Below are 15,283 nucleotides of genomic sequence, written 5' to 3'. Positions count from 1 at the left end.
TGGCCATGATGACGGATAGCCAGTACTCATGGCCGCGCTTTTTCATGGAACTAGCGGACAAACTGCTTGCCTTCAAGGATGATCGGCAAGCTCTTATTGCGACGTTGCAGCATGTCTACGCCGAACTCGGTATGGACCTGCCGACGCTTGACTCCGGTGGTATTCCGACGGATATTGATCCTTTTACGGTCTACGGCCTCTTCAATCGAGGCCTCACAGACAATAAGCGCCGGGCGGTTGCCCTCGGAATTGGTGGCGCTCTCGGCGTGCAGACCCCTCTACATGATGATTTTGTCGGTGTCCCCGTCCTGCTCAACATCAACGCGACCTTCTACGACCAGGTGCGTCGGGACGATGGGGATATCGACAGGCTGTGGGACTTGTTTGCGGTTGCGCTGGCCTACGCGGATCAGCCGACTGAACAGACAGAAGCTGTGTTCCGTCACGCCTACGATTCAGTCCTTCAACAGCGCCATGCCAGTTGGAACATCACGATCGGACTCTTCTGGATTCGCCCATATGCCTACGTCAACCTGAGTTCGCGAGACCGATGGTTCCTCGCGCTGCCCGACCGGATGCCTTCATCGGTTCGTTCTGTGCTGGCGTTGTTGAAGAAAGTTCCCGAATCCACTGAATATCTGGGGATTCGCGACAGTATTCTGTCGGTGTTGAAATCCAGAACCTACGAGTACTTCTCCTTCCCCGAGCTTTCGGCATACGCGTGGCGCGTTTCCGAACAGGTCAACCGTGAGAACAAAGAGGCTGACAAGGACAAGGAAGAAGTCGCCCAGGCGGCTGCCCTGGGGGACGCCGACGTGGAGACCGTGCGCTATTGGCTCTACGCCCCCGGCCGGGGCGCCTGCATGTGGGACGAGTTCTACTCGCGCGGAATCATGGGACTGGCATGGGGTGAGATTGGGGACCTGACTGCCTATGCGCATAAGGAAGATCTGAAGGCGCAGATGCTCCAGACCTATCCCGAAAACGGTACCCAGAAGAACGACATTCACGCCCTATGGCAGTTTGCTAACGAGATGAAGCCGGGCGATGTCGTTTTTGTGAAAAAGGGACGTTCAGAGATTCTCGGGCGCGGAATTGTTGCGGGTGACTACGTCTACGATCCGGAGGGCGGCCACTACCCGAATTGTCGGGAGGTCCGCTGGACGTCCGCAGGAAACTGGCCAATCGACGAACGACTGGCCATGAAGACCCTCACCGAGATCACCGACTACCCTGAACTCCTTTCTCGCATTGAGACGTTCTTCGAGGACAGTGATGACGACGTTGAGAGCGAGGAGCCGCTAGTAATCTTCCCGGAGTACTCCGCCCGGCAATTCCTCGACGAGGTCTACATGCCCGAGGAACGCTACGAGGCGATCGTGGGGCTGCTGCGCACGAAGAAGAACATCATCATGCAGGGCGCACCTGGTGTAGGAAAGACCTACGCCGCCAAGCGTCTCGCCTACTCGATGATGGGGGTTAAGGACGCCTCACGCGTCATGCTGATCCAGTTTCATCAGAGCTACTCCTACGAAGACTTCATCGAGGGGTACCGTCCTTCTGGCACGGGATTTGAGCTTGTCAAGGGTGCCTTCTACTCCTTCTGCAAGAAGGCCGCCGACGACGAGGAGAACGCATACTTTTTCATCATCGACGAGATCAACCGCGGCAACCTCTCCAAGATTTTCGGCGAGCTGTTTATGCTCATCGAGAGCGACAAACGGGGACCGAAGAACAAACTTCAGCTCCTCTACTCACGCGAGCTCTTCTACGTGCCCCGCAACGTCCACATTATCGGCATGATGAACACGGCTGACCGCAGCCTCGCCATGCTTGACTACGCGCTGCGTCGCCGCTTCGCCTTCGTGGAGCTGAGCCCCGCTTTCGACTCCGAGGGTTTTCGCGATTACTGCGCCGGCCTCGGCAATCCGAGGTTCGAGGCACTCGTGCGCGAGGTGGAATCCCTCAACCGTGCGATCGCCGAGGATGAGTCTCTCGGCGAGGGCTTCTGCATCGGACACAGCTACTTCTGCAACATGGAAGCCGACTCCTGCACCGACGAGGCCCTTGCCTCGATCGTGGACTACGAGCTCATCCCGATGCTCAAGGAATACTGGTTCGACGAACCCGGCAAGGTCCGCGAATGGAGTGACAGGCTGCGCAGGTCGCTGCGGTGATTCGCGTCCACAACGTCTTCCACATGCTCGCCTACGCCTTCTCGGCGCTGCGCGAGCAGGGCTACCGCGCCGTGGCCACGGAGGACTTCGATAACGCCGCCGAGCTGTGCGCCGCCATCCTTGAGCGTGGCGTGTCCCTCCAACTCAAACGAGGCCTCGGGCAGGAGTACGTGAACCGGACCGAAGCCCGCTCCTCCCTGCGCGGCAAAATCGAGGTCACCGAGTCCGTGAAATCGCAGGCGATTCTGCGCCGCCAGCTGGTGTGCTCCTACGACGAGTTCAGTGTCGACACGACGATGAACCGGGTCATCAAGGCGACGGTCGCGCTGCTCGTGCGCTCGGACATCTCACGGGCGCGCAAGAAGAGCCTGAAGAAGCTCATGGTCTTCTTCGCGGACGTGCGCGACATCGACCTGCACACCGTGGACTGGAACATGCGATACGACCGCAACAACCGCACCTACCGCATGCTGATGGCGGTGTGTTGGCTCGTCGTCAAAGGGCTGCTTCAAACCCAGAGCGACGGCAGCGTGCGCATGATGGATTTCTTCGATGAGCAGCGCATGAGCCGCCTGTATGAGAAGTTCATCCTCGAGTATTACCGCAGGGAACATCCCCGTTTGAACGCCAGTGCGTCCTTCATCGACTGGGCTCTGGATGACGGCGTCGCTGACGGCCTACCCGCCATGCGCAGCGACATCACGCTGAGCGCTCGCGGCCGCGTGCTCATCATCGACGCGAAGTACTACGCGTCCACGATGCAGAGCAACTTCGACAAGAGGACCGTGCATTCAGGGAACCTGTACCAGATCTTCGCTTACGTGAAGAACAAGCAGATCGCCTTCGAGCGCGCGGGGGAGAGCATCGAGGTTTCGGGCATGCTCCTCTACGCCGCCACCGACGAGGACATCCAACCCGACGCCACCTACCGCATGAGCGGCAACCGCATCAGCGCGACGACGCTCGACCTGGACCGCCCCTTCGAAGAGATTCGCGCGCAGCTGGATGGGATCGTCGAGGAGTATTTCCCGGGGAAGTGACCCGTTCCCGGCCGTTCAACGGACGAGGCCGGGGCCGGGTGCACATCCGTGCGGTTCTGGGAATGTGGGTGGGAGGATTTGCGTGATGGTTGCGCAGCATTCTTAGTGTTTCGTGTCGGTTCTGCGCGTACCCTGATGAGAAAAGACCGCCCCCAACGGTGGGGCGCGTCGGAGGACACCTCACAGTGGAGGCACACACACCATGAAGGTCCCACCCCTATCCGAGCGACCCGTCACCGAGGAAGAAGAGCAAGACTTCCTCACCCCGACATCAAGCCGCAAGAAACGCGCTCTGGCTGCCAAGAGAGCAGCACTACGCCCGTGGGCAATGGGTATCGGGCTCACCGTGCTGGTTGCTGTGGCAGCTGTTGGTGCCTACACGCTGGGCGCAAGCATCGGCTCGTGGAACGATCGCCCCAGCACCGCGGCAACACCCACCGTGCACCCCGCACCCATGCCGTCAGCATCGAGCGAGGCCGCCATGTCGGGCGGATACGCGATCGGCCCCGACGGAGTCCTCGTGCGCCCCGCCGAGTTCGCGGCAGACACCTACACCAAGCCCGAACTACCCGAAACAGCCAAAGAAAACACAGAACGAGGTGCAGAACTCGCTGCTGAACACTACGTGGCTAGTCTCAGCTACGCGTGGAACACGGGTGACACACAAACTTTGGCGAGCTTGTCCGCGGAGAATGTCCCGTTCGCCGATGGGTACATTAATGCCATCAATTCGCTTTACTCGAACGGTTGGGCATACGGGAACAGTGCAGCCATTACGAGCATCGTGGAAGTCGAACCCGTTACGGCAGAAATGGGTGCACCACCCAACACTATCGGCGTTCTATTCCATGTAACGACTACCAATGGAACATCTTGTCAAGGACAGCGAATCGTCGTAAGCGATAACGAATACACCGTGAGCTTTGCGCTTTTCATGACATGGCAGGGCGACCGGTGGCTTGTAACCGATGGGAACATTCCTCATGGCAACGATAAGTAGAACACTGCGCTTGATTGGTATGACATTGGGGTCCCTGCTAATGCTTGGACAAGCATCTGCTTCATTCGCCGATAGCGTACCGACATCGTGTGATATTGAATCGGGTGCTCCATCTGGCTTTTGTGCATCTTCTGCACCTGGAGGAATACAGGCCGGAGTCTGGCGTCATGACCATGACCAGGCTTCTTCTCAGCAAGGTGGCGGCACCTCAACCGTGGATACTCAGAGGAACCAGCAGACAGCTGAAGGTGCGGCAGCGCCAGAAGCTGAGCGCTACTGGAACTGGGCAAGGTGTGCGTCGGTATCCATTGGAACCGCTCCGAATGATGGTCACGTCTCAGACGAGGACTGCTCACTGCCATTTGACCCCGTCACAGGGACTGTTACGCGAGACCCCGCACAACTGCCCACAACTCGCGACCTTCTCCTAGCGGCGGCAACAATTATCCATGCCGACGGCGCGGGTCTCCTCAAACAGCCTGAGGGGGTCTCGTACACGAACAAGTACATTCCCACGCTCGTCGCTGCCACGCATCCCACGCAGGCCCACACCGTCACACTGTTGGGTCGCGACATCACCATCACTCTGACGGCCACGTCCTACACGTGGAGCTGGGGAGACGGAACCCCGGACCTCACCACGACCTCGCCGGGGATGCCCTGGCAAGAGGGCATGGACCCCAACACGGATCCCGCTCTGATTCGCCACTATTACAAGGCGCCCGACGGGTGGAAGTCCTTCCTTGACGGCCCATACCCCAGTGCCACCCGCACCATCACACTCACCACAACCTGGGCGGGCACGGCCACCAACCCCTTCACCGGCGACACCCAGACGATCAACGGCCTGGTCACCACCACCGAAACAACCGGCCCGTTCCCCCTCGGTCAACTCATCGTCAACAACACCGACACCTCAGAAGAAAAACAAGGCCACTAGACGGTTGTATGGTTAATCGCCGAAGCGGACTAGATCTGTAGCGACGCGATGGTCGTGTCGTTTGCTTTATAGGTGAATGAAGCTGCTGGCCCAATTGGACGGAAAACCCATCTCGGTGACTGACCGTAGAGCGAGTCGTTCGTAATCGTCGTGCACCAAGTCGCTCAGTTTGGCTGCCCAGCTAGTGCCGGGTGAGATGTTATGCAGCATGAAACCCATGACGAGAAGCGAGCCAAAGACTTTGTCGCTCTGGCCCTCGGGAAGTGACTTCAAGCTGTCGATTGTGCGAAATGCGACGGTCGATGCCGGCAGAAGGTTCCTGTTGAACAGGCGTCCGTGGTGAGCACAAACATTACGTATGAGTGTCAGCTGCTCGCACCATCGAGCTAAAGGATCACGCGTGTAGTAGTTTTTTCGGTGCTTTCCTTTCAATGCCATAGGCTCGACGGCAAATCCGAAGCTACGTGATATCTCGTGTTGTGCGTTGGTGGGGAGTCCAGCGTAGAGCTTCGAAATATCGGCGAAGTCGAGTGTTTCGGCGAGTACCCAAAATGGGTACCCCTCGTACTTGTCTGCATAGTGCCTGATTGCGGCATTATTTCCCTCAGCGCGCTGGATGCGCCTGCGAGCAGTTTTCAGCCACGTCTTGTGGTCGAAGTCTGCGTGGAACAGGTTCTTTTCTTCATATGCCAGTGGTCCGTGGGTGACGATCCACTCGCCGACACGCGTGCGCAATGCGATTTCAATGCGTTCGATACCATCATGGACGAGGGTTCGTAGCTTGCGGTCGAACTCGTACAAGCCGGTTACCTCACTGAAGGTTGACCCCGGAACGAAGGTGTCGGCGCGGACAGGCATTCTGGTGTCCGACTGAAGTTGCTCGCGATAGGGGTACCAGTAGCCGGACAATCGGTAGTAGGAAACACTACGAAGCCACTGGCGCGCGAGATCGATATCCACGTGCATGCCTCGCTCAGACAAGATGCGGATCTGTTCGTCGACAGTAGTCGGATCTTTGACCTGCTCGTCCATACCATCTGACCTTCCAGATAGAAATCCAGCCCGTCCGCTCCGAGGGAGCGGCGGGCTGAACGGTTACCTGAAGTCTACAACGCCGTCCGCTTCGGACTCAAGTCTCCCTGCCTGTTACGCGCGAACTCACACACTGAATGGACGAGGCCGGGGCTGAGTGTGCACGTTTGTGCGGTTGTGGTGGTGTGGGTGGGAGGATTTGCGTGATGGTTGCGCAGCATTCTTAGTATTTCGTGTCGGTTCTGCGCGTACCCTGATGAGAAAGGACGCGCCCCCAACGATGGGGACGTCGGAGGACACCTCACCGTGGAGGCACACACACCATGAAGGTCCCACCCCTATCCGAGCGACCCGACACCGAGGAATGCGAGCAAGACTTCCTCACCCAGCCAGCGCGCCGCAAGAAGCGCTCCCTAGCAGCCACGCGCGCAGCGCTGCGCCCGTGGGCAATCGGCATCGGTCTCACCGTGCTGGTGGCTGTGGCAGCTGTTGGTGCCTACACGCTGGGCGCGAGCATCAGCTCGTGGAACGATCGCCCCAGCACTGCGGCAACACCCACCGTGCACCCCGCCCCCATGCCGTCAGCATCGAGTGAACCTCCGATGTCAGGCGGCTACGTAATCGGCCCCGACGGAGTCCTCGTGCGCCCCGCCGAGTTCGCGGCAGACACCTACACCAAACCGGAACTACCAGAAGAAGCCAAGGAAAACAGTGAACGAGGTGCCGAGGCCGCTGCGGAGCATTATCTCGCCCTCATGGTCTATGCATGGAACACCGGAGACACAGGGCTATTCGAAGAGATGTCCGCTAGTGATTCGCAGTTCGCTCGCGAAGTGACACAGAGGATTAGATCCCTCTATGACGAGGGATGGCTATACAACGATTCGTCGATCGTGGAACATGTTCTCAAGCTCGAACCTGCTGAAGCGTCGGACGGAGATGGAGCCGACAATGCGGTTGCTGTGGTCTTAGCTATTAACTCAGTGGACGGGACGATTTGTCAGAAGAAGAATATATATGTGCACGAGCAGCAGTACCATTCCATCTTCGCATTAGTGCTGACATGGGACGATGGGCACTGGGTCGTGACTCGAGCTGGAATGGAAAAAACTGATGACTAAGAAAATTCTCGGAGTCTGGTCAGCAATAATTCTGGCAATTCTGGCAGTTGTGGTTCTTCCTCAATCAGTGCGCGCGGAAGGATCTGATCCTCCTCCGAATTTTGATACAGATGCGCACGGCGATTCTATCGATGCACTTCTTCAACAAGGGAGAAACCAATACAACAACGGTGCGCAGCCCAGTACAGAATCATCAAATGATGACTCGATCCGTCTGTCGAATTCTGCTGATGCAAGCGCAGAGGCGCACGCCTACGCGGAGGACGATAAGTGCGATGGTCACACAATGCACACAGTGACGTTGCCGGATGGGACTGAATCTGCCCCATTTGTGTGCACGCACATTACACGGAAGGGGGACGGTAATAACGCGGGGCAGGCTCCAACCACGCGGGAGATCCTGTACTACGCGGCCACGACGATCCATGCCGATGGCGCGGGCCTGTATAAGCGGCCTGAGGGAGTGTCGTACACGAACAAGTACATTCCCACGCTTGTTGCCGCCACGCATCCCACGCAGGCCCACACCGTCACGCTGTTGGGCCACGACATCACCATCACTCTGACGGCCACGTCCTACACGTGGAGCTGGGGGGATGGAACCCCGGACCTCACCACGACCTCGCCGGGAATGCCCTGGCAAGAAGGCATGGACCCCAACACCGACCCCGCCCTGATCCGCCACTATTACAAGGCTCCCAACGGGTGGAAGTCCTTCCTCGACGGCCCATACCCCAGTGCCACCCGCACCATCACACTCACCACAACCTGGGCGGGCACGGCCACCAACCCCTTCACCGGCGACACCCAGACCATCAACGGCCTGGTCACCACCACCGAAACAACCGGCCCATTCCCCCTCGGTCAACTCATCGTCAACAACACCGACACCTCAGAAGAAAAACAAGGCCACTAACACGCCGAGCAGGCGCGAATCTACGCCACCACCATGGCCGCCGTCCCCACGCACATGAGGGCGAGGCCGAGCAGGTAGCGCAGCGTGAAACGCTCGTGAAACGCCACGGCTGACACGGCGACGGTCACGAGGATCGACAGCTTATCGATGGGCACCACGACCGAGGCAGGCCCATCCTTCAACGCGTGATAGTACGCCAGCCACGACGCGCACGTCGCAGCACCCGACGCGACGATAAACGCCAGCTCGCGACCCGGAATCGACCGCACCTCGCCCATGCGGCCCTGCGCGCCCACGATCACCCACGCCATCGCCAGCACCACCAGCGTGCGCACCGCCGTCCCCAGCGTCGGATCAACCCCAGAAATGCCGACCTTCCCAAGGATCGACGTCAACGCGGCAAACAGAGCGGACGCGAGCGCGAACGTCAGCCAGCTCCCGCCCCCGCGCAGCGCGCGAGGAAGGCCCGATAGCTCAGCGGGTTCCACCATCAGAAGCGTCCCCGCCGTGATCGCGATAATCCCGGCCGCGCCCCACACACTCACCGGCTCGCCCAGCAGAATGAGTGCGAGGATGATCGCCAGGACCGTCGACAGCTTGTCGATCGGCGCCACGCGGGACACGTCCCCCCGAGACAGCGCCGCGAAATAGCACAGCCACGAGGCCCCCGTCGCCAACCCGGACAACACTAGGAACAGCGCAGATGCCCCGTCGATAGAGGTAACGCCGGAGGCCGTTCCCGTCAGCGCCGCCATACCCCACGCCCCCGCGGCCACGACAACCGTGCGCAGCGCCGTCGCGACCGTCGAACTCGTCGACGCGACGCCCGCCTTCGCCAGGACGGCAGTCAGCCCCGCGAACAGGGCTGACAAGCAGGCAGCGAGGATCCACATGAGACCAGAATATGTTCGTTCCTGACGTTCTCACACCTGAGCACAATGATGGTGTGTCACGAGCGCCAGCATGGAGGAAAACTAGGTTATAGTTGTCGCGTATTCAGACCTCGTGCTGAGGCGACAATGGAGTGTAAAGGAACGAGATGAGCGACAACCTCGACGAGCTCGGCGTCAACGGGGAACTCGAAGAAGACGGTCGAGAATTCGTCTCCGACACGAGTGGTGAATCTGAGCCGACACACGAAACGACAGAAGGCATCGAAGACCTGAAAGAAAAGATTGCAGAACAGAATGTGGAGGCCGAAAAGTACGCGATCGAATTCCTCAAGAAGGTCGTGCGTATCCGCGGCGTGCGGATCACCCGTGACAAGTTTCTGCGTCAGGAGCTCCGCAAACTCCACATGAGCGACGACGCAATCGCGAGCGCGGTCGACTCGAACCCGGTGCTCGCAGGCGTGTCCTTGACTGACCTCGACAAGCTCGCCGACGGTATCATCTCCTTCGAAACGAATAAGTCGGCATCGATGTCCTTTGTGGCGGGGCTTCCCGGTGGCCTATTGATGGCGGGGGCGATTCCAGCCGATTTGATGCAGTACTACGCGCATGCGCTGAGAATCATGCAGAAGCTCGCCTACCTGTACGGCTGGCGTGATTTGCTGAATGACATGGACGAGGTCGACGACGAGACTATCGGTATCCTTGCTGTATTCTTTGGCGTCATGCTTGGTGTGGGCGGCGCGGCCCAGTCGCTGACGACGTTTGCGCGCTCGGTCGCGATGCCTGCATTCCAAAAGCAATTCGCGAAGCAGGCTCTCACGAAGACTTCGTGGTACCCGGTCATGAAACATAGCCTGAAGTACATTGGTGTCCAGGTGACCAAGGATGGGCTTGCTTCGGGTGCGTCCAAAGCCATCCCCGTTGTCGGGGGCTTCCTGTCGGGTGGCATGACCTTCGTGTCGCTTCAGTCCCAGTCCCACCGCCTCAAGAATCACCTGCGTGAGCTGCCGGCTCCAGGAGTGGACGCCGAAGTCTGGAAGCAGGCCGTTAGTGACGCGACCCCCGACGATCAGGAGCCGGGCGTGCTGGACAACGCCCAGCAAGTGCTCGAGAGCACGACCAAGGCCGTCACGAGTGGCGCAAAGACTGCGGCCTCTGGCATCGCCGATGGCGCGATGACCGCGGCCTCCGGCATTGCGGAAGGCGTCAAGGGACTCTTCGGCCGGCGCAAGTAACGGCATCACCGACGAGGCCGGGGCGGGGACGTATGACAGCGCGGCCTAGCCCCGGCCTCGTGACGCCTGCGCTGAGTGAGCGTCGCCCGCTAGAGTGGGACCGGATGCGCGCTGTCCGCGCGTCGCGAGACGAGGAGGAACTCGATGCCCGACACGACGAACGCCGGCGCCCACAGCAGCCAGCCGACAAGAGTCGCCGCGGGGCAGCAACCCGAGGTGGAACAGCGAGCACTCGACTTCCTAGCGAAGGTCGTGCGCGTGCCCGGCGTGCGCATCAACCGCGAGGAGTTCCTGCGTCAGGAGCTGCGCAAGCTCCACCTGAGCGACGACGCAATCGCGCGAGCCCTCGGCTCAAGCCCCATGATGGCGGGCGTGCCCCTGACCGCGATCGACAGGCTCGCAGAGGAGGCAATCTCCTATGAGACGAACAAGTCGGCGGCCATCTCCTTCGTCGCGGGTATCCCCGGCGGCTTCGCGATGCTCGGCACGATCCCCGCGGATCTGATGCAGTATTACGCGCACGCGCTGAGGATCATGCAAAAGCTCGCCTACCTGTACGGCTGGGGCGAGCTCCTCCCGGACGGCCGAGAGACCGACGACGACACACTCGGAGTACTCGCCGTGTTTTTCGGCGCCATGCTGGGGGTCGGGGGCGCCGCCCAGTCCCTGACGGCTTTCGCACGCGTGGCCGCCAAGACCGCCTACCAGAACCACGCGACAAAACGCGCCCTGATGAGCATCACCTGGTATCCGGTCGTCAAGCACAGCCTGCGCCTCATCGGCATCAACATCACGAAGAGCACCGCCGCCAAGGGATTCTCGAAGATTGTCCCCGTCATCGGAGGATTCGTGTCGAGCGGCCTGACTTTCATGGCGCTCCAGTCCCAATCCGCGCTCCTCAAGGAGCACCTGCGCGAGATCCCGCCTCCGGGCGTCAGCGTTGAGGAGTGGGACCAGCATCGTCTGGGTGCGTCCACAAAGGGGCAGACACCCGAGACCGCGACGACTATCAAGAAGGGCCTGCGCGGCAAAGCGAAGGTCGTGATGGTCGGCGCCAAGAGTGCGGCCTCGGGCATCGCCGACGGCGCCTCCAGCCTCTCCGGGGGCCTGAAGGGGCGCCTCGGGCGCCGCAAGTAACGACATCACCGACGAGGCCCGGGCCGGGATCGCGCGCATCAGCGGTACCCAGCCCCGGCCTCGTTACCGTGTATACCCCGCCACTGTTTGCCTTCCTCACGTGCCCGGGGGAGGGGAAACCTGCCACGATATGCGGGTGAATGAGACGACTGAAGCGGCCCTGGCCTCGTCCCTGACGGAGGCGGGCCCCCTGATCCTGCAGGCCTTCGCCTGGGACATGGTCCCGGACGCCAGCCACTGGCGCTACCTCGCCGAGCATGCCCAAGAGATCGCGGACCTGGGTGTCACCATCATCTGGCTGCCGCCCGCCTACAAGGGCCACGAGGGCATTAACGACGTCGGCTACGGCGTCTACGACCTGTACGACCTGGGCGAGTTTGACCAGAGGGGCTCCGTGCCCACGAAGTACGGGACGAAGGACGAGTACCTGGCCGCCATCGAGGCTCTGCACGCGGCGGGCATCGCCGTGTGTGCCGACATCGTCCTCAACCACCGCATGGGCGCCGACGCGTCCGAGACCGTGCGAGCCACCCCGATCAACCCCCAGAATCGCCATGAGGCGATCGGGGAGCCCGAGACGATCGAGGCGTGGACACGCTTCACGTTCCCGGGGCGCGCGGGCGCGTACTCGGACTTCAAGTGGGACTGGACGTGCTTCCACGGCATCGACTGGGATGAAGCGACGAAACGCAACGGCCTGTGGCTCTTTGAAGGCAAGCAGTGGAATGACTCCGTCGACACCGAGTTCGGCAACTTCGACTACCTGATGGGCTGCGATGTGCACGTCACCGAGCCCCGGGTCAGTGAGGAGCTGGACCGCTGGGGTCAGTGGTACGTCGAGACGACCGGCGTGGATGGTCTGCGCCTGGATGCCGTCAAGCACGTGGGATCGGACTTCTACGCCCGCTGGCTGAACGACCTGCGCGCCTCGACGGGCCGCCCCCTGCCCGCCGTCGGCGAGTACTGGAGCGGCGACGTGCGCGAGCTCGAGGGCTACCTTGAGCGGGTCCCCAACGTCATGCTCTTCGACGTTCCCCTGCACTATCACCTGCACGATGCGTCGGTGTCGGACGGCAACGTGGACCTCGCGCGCCTGTGGGAGAACACGCTGACGGCATCCCGCCCCGACAAGTCCGTCACCTTCGTCGAAAATCACGACACGCAGCCCGGCCAGTCTCTGGCCTCCACGGTCGCCCCCTGGTTCAAGGCGGCCGCCTACGCCCTCATCCTCTTCAACGAGGCCGGGGTTCCCTGCGTGTTCTGGGGTGACCTCCTCGGTTCCCCTGATTCCGACGACCTGCCCGCCGTGCGTGAGCTGCCGATCCTCATGTCGATTCGCGCCCGCGCGGCCGTCGGCCCGCAGCACAACGCTTTCGACAACCCTGACGTCGTGGGCTTTGCCCGCGAAGGCAAGGACGAGGTGCCCGGCTCCGGCTGCGCCGTCATCCTCTCCGACCGGATGGCCGCAGAGAAGACCCTCTACGTGGGCCATCGTCAGGCGGGCCAGGAGTGGGAGTGCGTCATCGGAGGCCACCCGTCTGTGCGCGTCGCGGATGACGGGACACTTACGGGCGTTGTCAGCGACGGCGGCCTCAGCGTCTACGTGCCGCGCAGCAATGCGTAGAGCATTGGCGCAGCGCGTCGGGCAGTGATCGCATAACGAACCCCGGCCTCGTCCGAAAAGACGAGGCCGGGGAACGTTTCTGTGCGAGCGTTACTCGCTCGCGCCACCCAGTGCGGGGATGCGCTCGATCTGCTCCTTGAAGAAGGACTCGGACGCGGAAATGAAACGGTCGATGTTGATCGACACCTGCGCGTCAGTCATGCCGTAGCGAGACGAGACGAACTGCTCGGCGCACACGCGCTGCGTGCCGTCGTCCAGCGTCGCCACGTAGACCTTGGGCCACTTGGTGGCCGCGTTCCAGTCGTTGCACGCCTGGATGAGACGCGGGCGCAGCTCCATCGACACATCCTCGCGGATGCCGCCCCACATGCTCAGGTCCGCGCCGTCGTCGATCACGGAGAACACGTAGTAGCCGTTCGTGAAGCCTGTGCGCAGGCGATTGTCCTCGACCTCGTACCTGTAGTCGTTGCGCTCGAAGAAGTCGACAAGCGCACGCATGTCGAGGGGACGCACGACTGTGCGACGCTCGAGGGCGCGCTTGCACTCCTCGATGACCTGCGGAGCGTCCTCGTGGGTCGGATCCATCGCGAGGCACTGCTCCAGGTACGTCATGGCGCTTTCTTCCTCGTCCTGCCAGTAGAGGGCAGTGCCGATGCGGTAGTACCACTGCGGGTCCGCCATGCCCTCGGCCTCAACGCTGCGCAGCAGCTCCACCGCGTGCTTGATGTGTTCCTGGAAGGAATCCATGTAGGGCTGGGCGTAGTTGATGTAGGCGCGTGCCAGAAGGCTGGTCAGCTCGTAGTCCATCGCGGCCGGGGGCTGTCCCTCGATGAGCGCGATGATCTTCTGGTGTTCCTTCTCCTCATGGAGAAGAGCAATCTGGTTGATGAGCGACTCACGAGATTCCACGGAAGCTCCTTCGTATCGAGGCCGAATCTGACTACCAGGTCACAAGCATAACAGGGGACGCGGACGTGCCATAGCGCCGATCTCGGCCCTCACTGTGTAGTGTTGGTGAGTTAGCTCCAGCGAGAGAAACGGGGAGAGCATGTCTGACGATCTGCGCGCACGCATGAGCGAGTCCGACGCCGCCCAGTGGGATGAAATCCAGCGGTGGAAGGACACTCAGATGCGCCCGATGCGCCCCCGCGTCATCTCGCAGCGCGTCCGCTCGGCGGCCCTCGCACCCCTGGGTAAGGCGGTGTCTATCGCGCGCAAGGTGCCCGGCGGTGAGGCACTCACCCGAACCGTGTCCTCCGCTGCCCTCGGCCTCGTCGAGCTGGCAGCCTCCGCATCCGAGGCCTCGGTGCGCCGCAAGCGCATCCTCAAGGCCTACCGTTCCGCGGGCTTTGACGTGCGGTCCCTGCAGGACATCCGCTCGCTGTCGCTCGACGACGTCCTCGCCGTCAAGCCCCGCCTGGGCCTGGCCTATGCGACGACCGCGGCCGCCGAGGGAGCGGTGAGCGGCGTGTTCGCCTCGGGTGGCTCCGTTGCTGCCGTGCTCGGCATGGGCGTGGCCTCCGCCCCGGGAGTGGGGGTCACGGCCTCGGCTATCGCCGTCGATATCACGACCTTCCTGGCCGCTGCGACGCGCCTCGTTGCACACACGGCCGCTTACTACGGCTACGACTCGGAGGACCCCACGGAGCGACTCTTCTCCACGATGGTGCTCTCGCAGGCGATCGACCCGACGGGCAGCGGCCACGATTTCGTCGTCGAAAAGCAGACGACGATGCTGGCCTTCAACAAGGTGATGCGTGACCTTGCCCGGCGCGGTTCGCTCGACGGCCTCGGCGGCAACGTGGTCGTGAGCGCGATGAACTCTCTCTTCAGCGCAATGGGTGTGCGTCTGGCGTCTCGCAAGCTCGCGCAGATCGTCCCTGTCGCGGGAGTCGTCGTGAGCGCCGGGCTCAATGCCGCCCTCATGCGCACCATCGGTGAGACCGCCGATCATCTGTATCGCGAGCGCTTCCTCGCCGAACGCTATGGCCGCGTGGAGACCTCCGATGGTGCCTCGACGGACCTGGCGAGGCCTGCCGATAGCCAGGAGCTGAGCGCAGACATCGCGCGCTACGTGGAGATCGCCGAGGCCGAGAGTCGCCCGTAGGAGAGCCGCAATCCCGCTCGCTCTGTGGCGTGGGCCGCTTTGTCTTGGTCGGGTAGGCTTG

At 61.6% G+C, this 15,283-nt stretch carries 13 protein-coding genes; 10 read left to right on the top strand and 3 right to left on the bottom strand.

The annotated features are described in order from the left end of the window. Positions 1–5 precede the first annotated feature (5 nt). The 4 genes from JJJ16_RS05960 (at position 6) to JJJ16_RS05945 (ending at position 5,157) form a co-directional block, all read left to right on the top strand. Complete coding sequence (locus tag JJJ16_RS05960) at positions 6–2,177, top strand: AAA family ATPase (RefSeq protein ID WP_219751742.1); 2,172 nt, start codon at positions 6–8, stop codon at positions 2,175–2,177. Further along, positions 2,174–3,217: a 5-methylcytosine-specific restriction endonuclease system specificity protein McrC gene (gene mcrC, locus JJJ16_RS05955; RefSeq protein WP_219751741.1), complete on the top strand. Its 1,044-nt coding sequence runs from the start codon at positions 2,174–2,176 to the stop codon at positions 3,215–3,217. Before JJJ16_RS05960 ends, mcrC begins: the two co-directional genes overlap by 4 nt. 202 nt (positions 3,218–3,419) lie before the next feature. Further along, positions 3,420–4,217 (top strand): DUF6318 family protein, encoded by a 798-nt coding sequence (locus tag JJJ16_RS05950; RefSeq protein WP_219751740.1) that lies wholly within the window; start codon positions 3,420–3,422, stop codon positions 4,215–4,217. Positions 4,218–4,779: 562 nt separating this feature from the next. Continuing rightward, the gene (locus tag JJJ16_RS05945) at positions 4,780–5,157 is read left to right on the top strand and encodes a hypothetical protein (RefSeq protein WP_225905010.1); all 378 of its coding nucleotides are present in this window, start codon (positions 4,780–4,782) and stop codon (positions 5,155–5,157) included. 66 nt (positions 5,158–5,223) lie between these two features. On the opposite strand, the gene JJJ16_RS05940 is transcribed toward JJJ16_RS05945, so the two are convergent. Further along, entirely contained in the window at positions 5,224–6,189 is a 966-nt protein-coding gene (locus JJJ16_RS05940; RefSeq protein ID WP_225905009.1) for an Abi family protein, read from the bottom strand. Between the two features lie 323 nt (positions 6,190–6,512). Between JJJ16_RS05940 and JJJ16_RS05935 the strand changes: the two genes are divergently transcribed. Together JJJ16_RS05935 and JJJ16_RS05930 are read left to right on the top strand one after the other, a co-directional pair. Continuing rightward, positions 6,513–7,310, top strand: coding sequence for a DUF6318 family protein (locus JJJ16_RS05935; protein WP_219751739.1), 798 nt, complete (start codon positions 6,513–6,515; stop codon positions 7,308–7,310). Beyond that, positions 7,303–8,226: a hypothetical protein gene (locus JJJ16_RS05930; protein ID WP_318836529.1), complete on the top strand. Its 924-nt coding sequence runs from the start codon at positions 7,303–7,305 to the stop codon at positions 8,224–8,226. The genes JJJ16_RS05935 and JJJ16_RS05930 overlap by 8 nt, the downstream gene beginning before the upstream one ends. 20 nt (positions 8,227–8,246) lie before the next feature. Here JJJ16_RS05930 and JJJ16_RS05925 read toward each other — a convergent pair whose 3' ends face one another. After that, complete coding sequence (locus JJJ16_RS05925; RefSeq protein ID WP_219751738.1) at positions 8,247–9,119, bottom strand: EamA family transporter; 873 nt, start codon at positions 9,117–9,119, stop codon at positions 8,247–8,249. Between the two features lie 146 nt (positions 9,120–9,265). On the opposite strand from JJJ16_RS05925, the gene JJJ16_RS05920 reads away from it, so the two are divergent. The 3 genes from JJJ16_RS05920 to JJJ16_RS05910 all read left to right on the top strand — a co-directional run bounded on the left by JJJ16_RS05920 (position 9,266) and on the right by JJJ16_RS05910 (position 13,115). Continuing rightward, positions 9,266–10,354: an EcsC family protein gene (locus JJJ16_RS05920; protein WP_219751737.1), complete on the top strand. Its 1,089-nt coding sequence runs from the start codon at positions 9,266–9,268 to the stop codon at positions 10,352–10,354. Positions 10,355–10,498: 144 nt separating this feature from the next. Further along, positions 10,499–11,491, top strand: coding sequence for a hypothetical protein (locus JJJ16_RS05915; protein ID WP_219751736.1), 993 nt, complete (start codon positions 10,499–10,501; stop codon positions 11,489–11,491). A 130-nt stretch (positions 11,492–11,621) separates the two neighbouring features. After that, entirely contained in the window at positions 11,622–13,115 is a 1,494-nt protein-coding gene (locus tag JJJ16_RS05910; protein WP_219751735.1) for an alpha-amylase, read from the top strand. A 90-nt stretch (positions 13,116–13,205) separates the two neighbouring features. Here JJJ16_RS05910 and JJJ16_RS05905 read toward each other — a convergent pair whose 3' ends face one another. Further along, complete coding sequence (locus JJJ16_RS05905) at positions 13,206–14,024, bottom strand: YbjN domain-containing protein (RefSeq protein ID WP_219751734.1); 819 nt, start codon at positions 14,022–14,024, stop codon at positions 13,206–13,208. Between the two features lie 163 nt (positions 14,025–14,187). Between JJJ16_RS05905 and JJJ16_RS05900 the strand changes: the two genes are divergently transcribed. Next, the gene (locus tag JJJ16_RS05900) at positions 14,188–15,222 is read left to right on the top strand and encodes an EcsC family protein (RefSeq protein WP_219752005.1); all 1,035 of its coding nucleotides are present in this window, start codon (positions 14,188–14,190) and stop codon (positions 15,220–15,222) included. The last annotated feature ends 61 nt before the right edge of the window (positions 15,223–15,283 follow it).

Origin of the sequence: Schaalia sp. ORNL0103, assembly GCF_019429565.1 — a bacterium.
Lineage (GTDB): Bacteria > Actinomycetota > Actinomycetes > Actinomycetales > Actinomycetaceae > Pauljensenia.
The sequence above is the reverse complement of the archived record's forward strand: the minus strand, read 5'-3'. Positions and strand labels throughout refer to the sequence as shown.

What these genes read in the sequence shown, in the direction of transcription:
- JJJ16_RS05915 (WP_219751736.1), top strand. Translation starts at nt 10,499, where the DNA reads ATGCCCGACACGACGAACGCCGGCGCCCACAGCAGCCAGCCGACAAGA.
- JJJ16_RS05960 (WP_219751742.1), top strand. Translation starts at nt 6, where the DNA reads ATGATGACGGATAGCCAGTACTCATGGCCGCGCTTTTTCATGGAACTA.
- JJJ16_RS05920 (WP_219751737.1), top strand. Translation starts at nt 9,266, where the DNA reads ATGAGCGACAACCTCGACGAGCTCGGCGTCAACGGGGAACTCGAAGAA.
- JJJ16_RS05950 (WP_219751740.1), top strand. Translation starts at nt 3,420, where the DNA reads ATGAAGGTCCCACCCCTATCCGAGCGACCCGTCACCGAGGAAGAAGAG.
- JJJ16_RS05900 (WP_219752005.1), top strand. Translation starts at nt 14,188, where the DNA reads ATGAGCGAGTCCGACGCCGCCCAGTGGGATGAAATCCAGCGGTGGAAG.
- JJJ16_RS05930 (WP_318836529.1), top strand. Translation starts at nt 7,303, where the DNA reads ATGACTAAGAAAATTCTCGGAGTCTGGTCAGCAATAATTCTGGCAATT.
- JJJ16_RS05910 (WP_219751735.1), top strand. Translation starts at nt 11,622, where the DNA reads ATGCGGGTGAATGAGACGACTGAAGCGGCCCTGGCCTCGTCCCTGACG.
- JJJ16_RS05925 (WP_219751738.1), bottom strand. Translation starts at nt 9,119, where the DNA reads ATGTGGATCCTCGCTGCCTGCTTGTCAGCCCTGTTCGCGGGGCTGACT.
- JJJ16_RS05935 (WP_219751739.1), top strand. Translation starts at nt 6,513, where the DNA reads ATGAAGGTCCCACCCCTATCCGAGCGACCCGACACCGAGGAATGCGAG.
- JJJ16_RS05940 (WP_225905009.1), bottom strand. Translation starts at nt 6,189, where the DNA reads ATGGACGAGCAGGTCAAAGATCCGACTACTGTCGACGAACAGATCCGC.